The sequence below is a fragment of the Kutzneria viridogrisea DSM 43870 genome (genome assembly GCF_000525635.1).
GTDB lineage: Bacteria > Actinomycetota > Actinomycetes > Mycobacteriales > Pseudonocardiaceae > Kutzneria > Kutzneria viridogrisea.
Genome location: NZ_CP007155.1, coordinates 6691292 through 6702791 on the forward strand (window position 1 = coordinate 6691292; position 11500 = coordinate 6702791).

Genomic DNA, 11500 nt, shown 5'->3' on the forward strand with positions numbered 1-11500 from the left:
TCCCATGGCGCTGCTGGAGCTGGACCGGCTCAGCGTCGGTCTGGTCACCGAGCACGGCGACCGCGAGTTGGTGCACGAGCTCTCCCTCGACCTGGCCGCGGGTCGCACGCTCTGCGTGGTCGGCGAGTCCGGCAGCGGCAAGACGGTGACCGCGCTGTCGATCATCCGCCTGCTGGAGTTCGTCGCCCCCGTGCGCACCAGCGGCCAGATCCGCTTCGACGGCGAGGACCTGACCGGGCTGAGCCCCGACCGGATGCGCGGCTACCGCGGCAGGCGGCTGGGCATGATCTTCCAGGAGGCACTGGACTCGCTCAACCCCGCCCAGCGTGTGCGCAGGCAGCTCGTCGAGTGCTATCCAAGGCACCTGCGCGAGCAGGCCGAGGCGAAGGCCCGCGCGCTGCTGACCGAGGTCGGCCTGACCGACACCGAGCGAGTGCTGAACCTGTACCCGCACCAGATGTCCGGCGGCATGCAGCAGCGGGTGATGATCGCGCTCGCGCTGATGTCCGACCCGGACCTGCTCATCGCCGACGAACCGACCACCGCGCTGGACGTGACCACACAGGCGGAGATCCTCGCCCTGTTCGACCGGGTTCGCCGCGACCACGGCACGGCCTGCGTGTTCATCACCCACGACATGGGTGTGGCCGCGCAGGTGGCCGACCGGATCGCCGTGCTCTACCGGGGAAAGCTGGTGGAGATCGGCGACAGGGACGAGGTGCTGACCGCACCCAGCCACCCCTACACCCGCGCGCTGCTGGCCTGCGTCCCGCAACTGGGCGTGAGCAGGCGCGAGGGCTTCCCGACCATCTCCGAGGCGTTGCTGGACAAGGGCGAGGTGGCCACCGAGACCCTCGTCCTGCCGCCCCACGAGCACCCCGTCGACGGCGCGCCGCTGGTCGTCGACGGGGTGTCCAAAGTGTACGGCCGGAGTGGACGGTCACTGCGCGCCGTAGACGAGGTCTCGCTGGAGATCGCGCCCGGCGAGTTCTTCGGCCTGGTCGGCGAGTCCGGCTCCGGCAAGACCACCCTGGGCCGGATGATCAGCGCGCTGGAGACGCCCACCTCGGGCACCATCAGCTTCGGCGCGCACCGCTGCACCCCGAAGGGCCTGCTCGGTTCGGAGCGGGAGTTCCGCAGGGCCACGCAGCTGATCTTCCAGGACCCGCAGAGCTCGCTGGACCCCAGGCACACCGCGGCGCGCATCATCGCCGAGCCGCTGCGCGAGCTGATCGGCCTGCGCGGGTCCGAACTGGACAGTCGCGTGACCGAGCTGATCGCGGAGGTCGGCCTGCCCGCCGACACCGCGGGCAAGCTGCCCGCCCAGCTGTCGGGCGGCCAGCGCCAGCGGGTGTCCATCGCCCGCGCGATCGCGGCCGAGCCCTCGCTGATCGTGGCCGACGAGCCCACCTCCGCGCTGGACGTCTCGGTGCAGGGCCAGGTGATGAACCTGCTGCTGCACCTGCGCCGCACCAGGACCCTGAGCCTGCTGTTCATCACGCACAACCTCAGCCTGGTGCTCTCGGTGGCCGACCGGGTCGGCGTGATGTACCGGGGTGAGCTGGTCGAGGTGGGCGAGCCCGAGCAGATCCGGCTCGCCCCTCGGCACGAGTACACCCGCAGGCTGCTCGCGGCCAACCCCGAACTGCCCCGACTGCCGGAACCAGGACTGCTGAACCGATGAGACGACTCCCGCTGCTGATCCCGATCGCCCTGTTGCTGGCCGGCTGTGCCGGTGGCGCCACGCAGAACTCCGGTACCGACGGACCGCCGGTTCGCGGCGGCAACCTGACCGTCGCGGTACCCACCGATCCGCAGTCCCTGGACATGGTGGCCAACCCCGGCCAGGTGACCGCGCAGATCGGCAACATGATGTACGAGAAGCTGTTCGAGGTGGACCGCGACTTCACCGCGCGGCCCATGCTCGTGGACAACTACACCACGAGCCAGGACCGGCTGGTCTACACCTTCACGCTGCGCAAGGACGTGACCTTCCAGGACGGCAACCCGCTGACGGCCGCCGACGTGGTGGCCAGCCTGGACCGCTGGCGCAAGGCACACCGCACCGGCCAGCTCGTCTCCCCCGACATCGACAGCATCACCGCCGGTGACCCGCACACCGTGCAGCTGCGGCTCAAGCGCCCGCGCTACCCGATCATCGACGAGCTGGCCAGCCCCGGCACCGAGATCTACGAGGCGAAGAACCTGGCCGGCCTGCCCGCGACCGGGTTCGGCCAGGACAAGGCGATCGGCACCGGGCCGTACAAGCTCAAGAGCTGGGACATCGGCCAGCAGCTGGTGTTGCAGCGCTACGACGGCTACAAGTCACGGTCCGAACAGGACTGGGGCGGGCAGGCCGGTGCCAAGCACGCCTACCTGGACACGGTGACCTACAAGGTGGTCGCCGACCAGGACGCGCTGGTCAACGGCCTACAGACCGGGCAGTGGGACCACGCGATGCCCACCAACGACCAGTACGAGTCGTTGAAGGCCAACCCCGCGGTGGTGGTGCACAACCTGCCCGGTGGCAACGAGAACGTCATCATCCCGAACTTCACCAAGGGCTCGCGGTTCGCCGACCCCAGGGCGCGGCAGGCGCTGAACCTGCTGCTGGACAAGCCCGCGATCAACGCGGCCACCGGTGGCAGCAAGGACCTGACCATCGAGACCGGCGCCTTCGCCTCACCGGACAACAAGTCCTTCTACTCCACCGCCGGTGAGGACGTGTACCGCCAGCACGACCCGGCCAGGGCCAAGCAGCTGCTCGCCGAGGCCGGGGTGCCCGCGGGCAGCACGGTGCACATCGTGACCACCAACTCCTACCCCGAGTTCGGCAAGTGGGCGGTGCTGCTCCAGGACGAGCTGTCCAAGATCGGCATCCAGACGAAGATCGACACCTACGACTTCGCGACCATGCTGGGCACGCTGACCAAGGACCCCGCGGGCTGGGACCTGACCACGCTGTTCTTCGACTCCGCGCTGACCTCGCCCGCGCAGATGCCCGCGCTGACCCTGGGCACGCTCAACGGGTCCTCCTCCGCGGAGCTGGACGCGCTGCTGGCCCAGTTCAACGCCTCGACGAACGCCGACCAGGCCAAGTCCACAGTGGACAAGTTGCAGGACCTGACCTGGCGCCAGCTGTCGGTGATCACGCTGAGCCAGTCGCGGCTCTACGCCGCGTACTCCCCTCGGCTGAAGGGCTACGACAACTTCTACCGGATCTTCTGGAACTCCTGGCTGGCGCCATGACCCGGCTGCTGCTGCGCAGGCTGCGCGACCTGCTGGTCATCCTGGTCGTGGTCGGCACGATGATGTTCTTCGTGATCCGGCTGATCCCCGGCGACCCCGCGCTGGCGATCCTCGGCCCCACCGCGCGCCCCGCCGACGTGGCCGCGCTGCGCTCGGCGATGGGCCTGGACGGTTCGCTGTGGGAGCAGTACCTGAGCTGGGCCGGGCACGTGCTGCACGGGGACTTCGGCAGCTCGATCACCTACCACCAGCCGGTGCTGGGCGTGGTGCTGGAGCACATCCCGCCCACACTGACCCTGGCCGTGCTGTCCTCGGTCATCAGCTTCCTGCTCTCGGTGGCCGTCACCTCCTGGTACGCGGTGTCCCCGCGCAACCCGCTGGCGCGGGCCCTGGACCGCCTCTCCGCGCTGGGCATGGCGATCCCGGACTTCTGGATCTCGCTGGTGCTGGTGCTGGTCTTCTCGGTGACCCTGCGCTGGCTGCCCTCCAGCGGCTACCACAGCCTGTTCACCGACCCCGTCCAGGCACTGCCCGCGCTGGTGCTGCCGCTGGTGGTGCTGGTGATCGGCCAGACCGCGCTGTTCGTGCTGACCCTGCGCGAGAGCATGCTCGGCGAACTGCCGCTGGCCTACCTGCGCACGGCACGGGCGAAGGGCCTGTCCGAGAGCAGGGTCATGCTGCGGCACGTGCTGCCCAACGCGCTCATGCCGCTGATCACCCAGCTGGGCAGCAACTTCGCCATGCTGGTCGGCGGGATCGTGATCATCGAGTCCATCTTCGTCATCCCCGGGCTCGGGCACCTGCTGATGGGTGCTGTGTCCACAAGGGACTTCCCGCTGATCCAGGGCGTGACCCTGTTCGTGGCCCTGTTGTTCGTCCTGGTCAACCTGCTGGTGGACCTGTCCTACGCGGTGATCGACCCGAAGGTGCGTGTGTCGTGAGGCGCAACCGGACCCTCGTGCTGGCCACCGGCGCGCTCGGCCTGATCGTGCTGATCGTGTTGGTGCTGCCGGTGTTCCTGCCCAGTGTGAGCGCCACCGACCCGGTGCACCGGCTGCTGCCGCCCTCGGCCGCACACCTGCTGGGCACTGACTCCTACGGCCGGGACGTGGCCAGCCGGCTGGTGTCCGGTGGCCGGGCCTCGCTGGGCCTGTCCGCACTGATCACGGTGTGTGCCGCGGCAACCGGCCTGGTCATCGGCCTGGTGAGCGGGTTCTTCCGGGCCGCCGACGCCGTGCTGATGCGGGTGATGGACGCGTGGATGTCCTTCCCGGCGATCATCCTGGCCATGGCGCTGGCGATCTCACTGGGCGCCAGCCTGTGGACCGAGCTGATCGCGCTGACGGTGATCTTCACCCCGTTCACCGCGCGGGTGATCCGCAGCCGGGTGCTTGCCGTGGCCTCCCGGGCCTACATCGGCGCGGCGCGGGTCTCGGGCATGGGCCGCTGGAAGACCCTGCTGGTGCACGTGTTCCCCAACGTGTTGCCGCTGGCCCTGGTACAGGTCGTGGTGCTGGCCGCGGCGGCGATGCTCGTGGACGGGGCGATGAGCTTCCTGGGGCTGGGCATCGCCCCGCCGACCCCGACCTGGGGCAACATGATCGCCGAGGGCCGGTCCTACCTGGTGACCGCGCCCTGGCTGGTGGTCGTGCCCGGTGTGACGATCATGCTCTGCGTGTTCCTGCTCAACCTGGTGGGCAGCGCGCTGCGCCAGGCGGTGGACCCCCGTGCCAGGACCCTGCACGAGTTGCAGCGCCTGCGCACCCGGACGACCTGAGGAGAACCCCCTTGCCCACCAACACCTCCCTCGTCGTGCGGCGGTTCGAACCCACGGGCACCCCGACCGGCCCCACCGTGCTGCTGGTGCACGGCTTCGCCTCGGACGGGCACACGGACTGGATCGCCACCGGCTGGCCCGCGGCGCTGACCGCCACCGGGCGCACCGTGCTGGTGCCCGACCTGCCCGGCCACGGCTCCAGCCCGGCCGCGGCCGACACGAGCCCGCGCGGGCTCGTCGCGGCGTTGGCGAAGTCCGTCTCCGGTACTGGCGAGCTGGACGTGATCGGCTACTCGCTGGGCGCCCGCCTCGCCTGGGAGCTGCCGGGGGCGCTGCCGGTGCGCCGACTCGTGCTGGGCGGCATCAGCCCGGTCGAACCGTTCGGTGCGGTGGACGTGGCCGCCGTGCTGGACTTCGCCTCCGGCGGGCGGCTGCCCGCCGATCCGCTCAGCGCGGCCATCGCCCGCATGGTCACCGCGCCGGGCCGTGACCCGGTGGCACTGGCCGCCTGCGTGGCGGGACTGCGGCAACACCCCTTCAGCCCCGCGGCGGGGCAGCTCTCGGTACCGACCCTGTTCGTGGGCGGCGCCGAGGACCCGATCTGCCAGGGCATCGAGGCCCTCGCCGCACTCGTGCCGGGCAGCGAACTGGTCCTCGTTCCCGGCGACCACGGCGCGGCCCTGCGCGGCGCGGCCTTCCGCGCTGCCGCCGCGGGGTTCCTGGACGCGCCGTGACCGGCGTGGGGGCGGCAGACCTGTCCCGCCCCCACGCCGGATCACCAGGTGCCGTCCGCGCTGACCTCCTTGTCCAGCCACAGTTCCCGCACCGCTGACTGGATCTCCTCCCCGTGCTCGCGCCACAGCCGCAGTGCCCCGAGGTTGTCGGTCAGCTGGGCCATGCGGCTCACCCCGAACAACACGTTGGCCACCGCCTCGTGGCACAGGCAGAAGGCGATCGCCAACTGGGCCCGGCTCGCCCCGAAGTCGGCCGCGACCGCACCGAGCATGTCGGCGGCCTGGTGCACCAGTTCCCGGATGCCGCCCGGGTCGGCACCGATCTTGCGCGCGGGCGTCCTGGTGCCCAGCAGCACCCCACCCTCGAACACGTCGGAGGCCTGCAACGCGAGCCGCCCGCTGGCGAAGTGCTTGCCGTAGAACGGTCCTTCGGCCATGGACCGCCGCACCACGCTGTACTTGAGCTGGGCGAAGCTCGGCGGGCACAGGCCCTCGCGCTCGGCGAACTCCAACGCGAGGTCCAGGTCGTCGGCGACCCAGTTGTTCACGCCCCAGCTGTCGAAGCGGCCCGCGCGGATCTGCTCGTTGACGTCGATCACGACAAGGGCGATGTCCACGCGGTGCAGGTAGTCGCCGACGACGACGGAGTCCGCGCGGTCCACCCCGACCCGGTCCAGGGCCACATCCAGCTGGCGCGCGAACCCCGTGCGCGGGTAGTCCCACAACCAGAGCTTGCCGCAGAGCTGGTAGCGCTCGCGCGCCAGCCCGGCCGCGCGCACGGCCTGTCCGAACAGGACGTCGGTCCGGGACTGCTCGGCGTGCGGGCCGAAGTCGTAGTGCGCCACGTCGAACAGCGTGACCCCGGCGTCCACCGCGGCGCTGATCAGTGCCACGGCGTCATCGAACTCCATGCGGTCCCAGGTGTTCCACGAGCCGAGGCCGAACACCGAGTGCCACAGCTTCTTTTGACCGTCCACAAGCGTCCTTTCTCTGGCTGCACAACGGAGTTTTAGTCTACGCTCGTAGAATGACAAGCAGAACCGTGGTGGTGACCGGCGGGGCGAGCGGGATCGGGCGCGGGGTGGCCGAGGCCTTCCTTGCCACCGGGGACACAGTGGTGGTCGCCGACATCTCGGGCGAACCGGTCGCCCGTGAGATCGGCGCCGAGTACGTGCACGTGGACATCGAGCTGCCCAGCTCGGTCTACGCGGCGGCGGCGCGCTTCGGCGAGGTCGACGTGCTGGTCAACAGCGCGGGGCTGGCCGGGGGCGGCGGCCCACTGACCGAACTGGACACCGAGGTGTTCGACCGGTGCGTCAGCGTGAACCTGCGGGGTACTTTCCTGATGACGCAGGCGATCGGCGCGCGCATGGTCCGGCGCGGCACCGGCGGGGCGATCGTCAACATCTCCTCGATCGGCGCCAGACAGCCCACCCCGGGGCTGGGCCACTACGAGGCGACCAAGGCCGCGGTGGACGCGCTGACCCGCAGCGCGGCGATCGAGCTGGCGCCACACCGGATCCGGGTCAACGCGGTGGCGCCCGGCCCGGTGCGCACCCCGATGACCGCCGGGTTCGCCGAGGACCCGGCCGCGCTGGCCGCCTGGGAGTCGCGCATCCCGCTGGGTTCCATCGCCGAGGTGCACGACGTGGTGCCCGCCGTGCTGTTCCTCGCCTCACCCGGCGCCCGGCACATCACCGGCGTGAGCCTCGCGGTGGACGGCGGGCAGTTGCTGACGTGACCGGGGAGGGCGCCGTGAAGGTGGCTTTCACTGCGCTGGACGCAGTGAAAGCCACCTTCACGCCACCTCGGCGCCGAAGACCTGCCGCCCGCCGACGAACGTGGCCAGCACGGCCACCGAGGGCAGGTCGGCGGCGGGCAGGGTGAGCGGGTCGGCGGCCAGCACGCAGAAGTCGGCCACCTTGCCGGGGACCAGGCTGCCCTTCCAGTCCTCGGCCCCGTCCTGGTAGGCGGCGGCGGTCGTCCAGCAGCGCAGCAGCCTGCGCACCAGGTCCGGGTCGACGCCCTTGCTGCCCAACCGCTCCGCGGCGGAGGCCAGGTGCACGCGCCAGTCCGGGGTCACCACGGGTGCGTCGCTGCTGAGGGTCAGCGGCAGGCCGGAGTCGAACGCCTCCGCCAGCGGCCAGGCCCGCGCGGCCACCTCGGGCCCCAGCGCCTCGGCCACCGCCCCGGTCATGGCGGCGGCGATGACGGGCTGCGCGGTGAGCCCGATCCCCGCGGCGGCCATGCGCCTGAGCTGATCGGGGGTCACGAGGTCGCCGTGCACGATGTAGTGGCGGCCCCCGGGCCGGTCGGCCAGCACCTCCAGCACCGCCTCGACGCTGCGCTCACCGGTGGCGTGCACCCCCACCTGCACCCCGGCGAGGTGCGCCAGTTCCACCATCATGCGCAGGTTTGCGGCCCGGTCGGCCTCGTCGACACCCTGCACGAGCAGCGCTCCCTTGCTGCCGTCCGGGTAGCAGTGGTGCGTCCACGCCGTGCGCATCGGCGGTATGCCGTCGGCGAAGATCTTGACCCCGTTGACGGCGAGCCAACTCGGGTCGGCGCGCGGCGGCGGGGTGAGCAGCCCGCGCGCGAAGTCGGGCAGGGTGCTCGGACCGTCCAGTCGGCCGAACAGGCGCAGCACGGTCACCCGTGCCCGCAGCAGCCTGCGGGCGGCCAGCCAGGCGTACTGCTCCAGCACGGTCTGCGAGAAGCAGCCGGTCTCCCCCGGCCCCAGTCCGGGCTCGGTGTAGCTGGTGATGCCCAGCGCGGCGCACACGTCCCCAGCCCGCAGGATCGCCTCCTGTGCACTGTCCACATCGGTCACTTCGGGCTCGACGAACTCGTTGTCCTCCAACAGGGTGTGCGGCCAGCGCGCGCCCATCCACGCCGCGTGCAGGTGCGAGTCGTTGATGCCGGGCAGCACGGTGCGCCCACCCAGGTCGATCACCCGCGTCGCCGGTCCGATGTGCCTGCGCACCTCGCCCACCGCGAGCACCCGGCCCGATCGCACGGCCAGGCCGGTGACCACGCGGTCGCGCTGGTCGAAGGTGTGCACCGTGCCGCCGAGCACGACGAGGTCTGCGGACAAGGGTTCCTCCCCGGCCTGGACTTTTTCTTCCACGAGCGTAGACTAAACGGATTCCGCTTGCCAGCAAGGAGAAGACCCGATGCCCTTGCCCACGAGTACCTCCGCCGCGGTGCTGACCGAGCACGGACGTCCGCTGGTCCTGCGCGAGCTGCCGCTGCCCCGCGAGCTGGAACCCGGCGCGGTACTGGTCCGCATCACCTGCGCCACCCTGTGCGGCACCGATGTACACCTGTGGTCCGGGCAGATGAACCTGCCCGGCATGCTGCCCCTGGTGCTGGGCCACGAGATGGTCGGCGTCGTGGTGGCCGCCGCGCCGGGGGTCGTGGACGCCCTGGGCCGCCCCCTCTCCCCCGGCGACCGGATCGGCTGGTCGGAGTCGACCTGCGGACACTGCTACGGCTGCACGGTGTTGCGCGAGCCGGTGGCCTGCGCGGACCGCGGTTACGGCTTCCGCCAGCGCGCGGACCAGCCCCCGTACGCCACCGGTGGGCTCTCCAGCTACTGCTACGTCACACCGGGTGCCGCGAAGTTGCTGCTACCCAAGGAGATCAGTGACACCTGGGCGGCGATGTCGGGCTGCGCGGGCAAGACGGTGCTACGCGCGATCGCGCGGTCAGGCGGCATCCGGCCCGGGGCCAGCGTGGTGATACAGGGCGCGGGCGCGCTCGGCGTGTTCGCCACCGCCGTGGCGCGGATCAACGGCGCGGGCACCGTGATCACGGTCGGCGGCCCGGGCAGGAGGCTGGCCATCGCCGAGCGGTTCGGCGCCAGCGCGACGGTGTCGGTGGACCTGCTGCCCGCCGACCGGCTCGCCCGCGTGCTGGAACTGACCGAGGGGCGCGGCGCGGACCACGTGTTCGACTTCGCGGGCGGGCCGGGCGTTGGCGAGGAGGCGGTGGGCTACGCCGCCCAGCGCGGGACCGTCGCGGTGGTCGGCTCAACCGGGCCGAGGCCCAGCCCGGTGCCGCTGGGTTCGGTGATGGGCAAGGAGCTGACGGTGGTCGGCTCGCTCAACGGGGACATCGGCGACTACCACCGTTCCGTGGAGTTCTTCCGCACCTTCGCCGACCGCATGCCGTGGCAGGAGTTGTTCAGCGAGCCGGTCGGCCTGTCCGGGGCCTCGGCCAGCGTCGAGTCCATGTCCCGGTACGGCGAGCTCAAGGCAGTGATCGACCCCCGACTCCCCTAGGAGCGACCGATGACCGTTCCCTTCGCGCTCGGCTCGTGGCACACCTACGACCGCATGGACTTCCGCGAGGCGGTGACCATGCTGCGCACCGCCGTGGACGCCGGGATCACCTGGTACGACGTGGGCGTGTACGGGTTCCCGGGCAGCGCCCCGGTGTTCACCGACGTCCTGTTCTCGGCGATGGTCCGCGCGGCCGGGCTGAAGCGCTCGGACTACCAGCTCTCGGCCAAGCTCTGGCTGGAGGGCTACCCCGAGCACCCGCTGCGCGCGCAGTTGGTCAACGCCCTGTTCCGGGCCGGTGTGGAGCACGCCGACCTGGTCGTCCTCGGCGACCTGCGGCGTTCCGACACCGACCTGCGGCAGCTCGTCCTCGACCTGGCCGAGTTGCACCGCGAGGGGCTGATCGACTGCTGGGGCGTCAACAACTGGTCTGCCTCAACGATCCGCGAGCTGCACACCCACGCCACGGCGGAAGGCGTTGCCGGGCCGTGCCTCGCGCAACTCAAGTACAGCCTCGCCCGACGGTCCATTCCGGACGGTGAGCCGTTCGCGGGCGTCTTCGAGCTCGGTGTGGGCCTGCAGTCCTCGGACGTGTTCGAGGGCGGCGTGCTGCTGGGCAAGAGCTCACGCGAGGTGGGCCGCGACCCCGGCGGCATCCGGCAGCGGATCACCGACTCCGCAGCCGAGGTACGCCGGATCAGCGGGGAACTCGGCGCCACCCCGGCGCAGCTCTGCCTGGCGTTCACGCTGACGCACCCCGCCAACGTGACCACCCTGTTCGGCGCGACGAGCACCGAACAGCTCACCGACAACCTGAAGGCCGTGGACCTGGTGAACCGGGTCGGCGCGGCGGAGCTGCGCGCCGCGGTCGAACCCCTCTGGGCAGACCGGGATGTCGTGGATCCCGAGGGGCCGTAGAGGGTGGATGTCGGCGGTTGGGGGGTGGTGTGTCGGACGTTGCGGTGGTGCGTGTTCGGCGTTGCGGTGCCGCGTGTTCGGTGTTCGGGTATCGCGTGTTCGACGTTCCGGTGCCGCGTGTTCGGCGTTTCGGGGTGGTGTGTCGGACGTTGCGGGCGGCGTGTTCGGCGTTTCGGGGCGGCGTGTCCCGGGGTGGGGAGAGTGAGTGCTGGCGTGCGGGGTGTGAGTCCCGGGCAGAGGGGCGCGAGTCCCGGTGTGGGGTGCGCGAGTCCCGGGTTCCGGTGGGTGATTCCCGCTCTGGGGTACGCGAGTCCCGCTCTGGGACGGGTGAGTCCCGCCTTCCGGTGGGCGAGTCCCGGCTTCTGCCGTGTGTTGGCGTTTGCGGGGTGCACACGGGGTGTGTCGGGGTTGGGGGTGTGGGGTTGGTTTGGTGCGGGTCCCTCGCGGCGGCCCTAATCGGGGTAGTCGGGGCGTGCAGGCAGCCCCGATTTCGCCAGCCAGCGTAAGGCCGCCGCTACCCCCACAAAACCAACCCCGGG

Annotated in this window: 10 protein-coding genes; 8 read left to right on the plus strand and 2 right to left on the minus strand. The window is 71.1% G+C overall.

The annotated features are described in order from the left end of the window. The first annotated feature begins 4 nt into the window (after positions 1-4). Genes KALB_RS29505 through KALB_RS29525 form a run of 5 tightly spaced genes read left to right on the plus strand, consistent with a single transcriptional unit; the run spans position 5 to position 5760 of the window. Complete coding sequence (locus tag KALB_RS29505; RefSeq protein WP_025359283.1) at positions 5-1684, plus strand: dipeptide ABC transporter ATP-binding protein; 1680 nt, start codon at positions 5-7, stop codon at positions 1682-1684. Beyond that, entirely contained in the window at positions 1681-3249 is a 1569-nt protein-coding gene (locus tag KALB_RS29510) for an ABC transporter substrate-binding protein (protein WP_025359284.1), read from the plus strand. The genes KALB_RS29505 and KALB_RS29510 overlap by 4 nt, the downstream gene beginning before the upstream one ends. Further along, positions 3246-4190 carry an ABC transporter permease gene (locus KALB_RS29515; RefSeq protein WP_025359285.1) on the plus strand — a complete coding sequence of 315 codons (945 nt, stop codon included), beginning with the start codon at positions 3246-3248 and terminating at the stop codon, positions 4188-4190. Before KALB_RS29510 ends, KALB_RS29515 begins: the two co-directional genes overlap by 4 nt. After that, entirely contained in the window at positions 4187-5026 is an 840-nt protein-coding gene (locus tag KALB_RS29520) for an ABC transporter permease (RefSeq protein WP_025359286.1), read from the plus strand. The genes KALB_RS29515 and KALB_RS29520 overlap by 4 nt, the downstream gene beginning before the upstream one ends. 11 nt (positions 5027-5037) lie before the next feature. Continuing rightward, positions 5038-5760 (plus strand): alpha/beta fold hydrolase, encoded by a 723-nt coding sequence (locus tag KALB_RS29525; RefSeq protein WP_236650052.1) that lies wholly within the window; start codon positions 5038-5040, stop codon positions 5758-5760. A 41-nt stretch (positions 5761-5801) separates the two neighbouring features. Here KALB_RS29525 and KALB_RS29530 read toward each other — a convergent pair whose 3' ends face one another. Further along, positions 5802-6737, minus strand: a complete 936-nt coding sequence (locus KALB_RS29530; RefSeq protein ID WP_025359288.1) for an aldo/keto reductase — start codon at positions 6735-6737, stop codon at positions 5802-5804. A 50-nt stretch (positions 6738-6787) separates the two neighbouring features. Here KALB_RS29530 and KALB_RS29535 point away from each other — a divergent pair, with 50 nt between their 5' ends. After that, complete coding sequence (locus tag KALB_RS29535) at positions 6788-7501, plus strand: SDR family NAD(P)-dependent oxidoreductase (RefSeq protein ID WP_025359289.1); 714 nt, start codon at positions 6788-6790, stop codon at positions 7499-7501. 57 nt (positions 7502-7558) lie between these two features. Here KALB_RS29535 and KALB_RS29540 read toward each other — a convergent pair whose 3' ends face one another. Next, the gene (locus KALB_RS29540) at positions 7559-8854 is read right to left on the minus strand and encodes an amidohydrolase (RefSeq protein WP_025359290.1); all 1296 of its coding nucleotides are present in this window, start codon (positions 8852-8854) and stop codon (positions 7559-7561) included. 79 nt (positions 8855-8933) lie between these two features. Between KALB_RS29540 and KALB_RS29545 the strand changes: the two genes are divergently transcribed. Together KALB_RS29545 and KALB_RS29550 are read left to right on the plus strand one after the other, a co-directional pair. Then, complete coding sequence (locus KALB_RS29545; protein ID WP_025359291.1) at positions 8934-10043, plus strand: zinc-binding dehydrogenase; 1110 nt, start codon at positions 8934-8936, stop codon at positions 10041-10043. A 9-nt stretch (positions 10044-10052) separates the two neighbouring features. Next, complete coding sequence (locus tag KALB_RS29550) at positions 10053-10961, plus strand: aldo/keto reductase (protein WP_025359292.1); 909 nt, start codon at positions 10053-10055, stop codon at positions 10959-10961. Positions 10962-11500 lie beyond the last annotated feature (539 nt).

Coding starts and splice junctions, on each gene's coding strand:
- KALB_RS29505 (WP_025359283.1), top strand. CDS start 5: ATGGCGCTGCTGGAGCTGGACCGGCTCAGCGTCGGTCTGGTCACCGAG.
- KALB_RS29535 (WP_025359289.1), top strand. CDS start 6,788: ATGACAAGCAGAACCGTGGTGGTGACCGGCGGGGCGAGCGGGATCGGG.
- KALB_RS29510 (WP_025359284.1), top strand. CDS start 1,681: ATGAGACGACTCCCGCTGCTGATCCCGATCGCCCTGTTGCTGGCCGGC.
- KALB_RS29515 (WP_025359285.1), top strand. CDS start 3,246: ATGACCCGGCTGCTGCTGCGCAGGCTGCGCGACCTGCTGGTCATCCTG.
- KALB_RS29550 (WP_025359292.1), top strand. CDS start 10,053: ATGACCGTTCCCTTCGCGCTCGGCTCGTGGCACACCTACGACCGCATG.
- KALB_RS29545 (WP_025359291.1), top strand. CDS start 8,934: ATGCCCTTGCCCACGAGTACCTCCGCCGCGGTGCTGACCGAGCACGGA.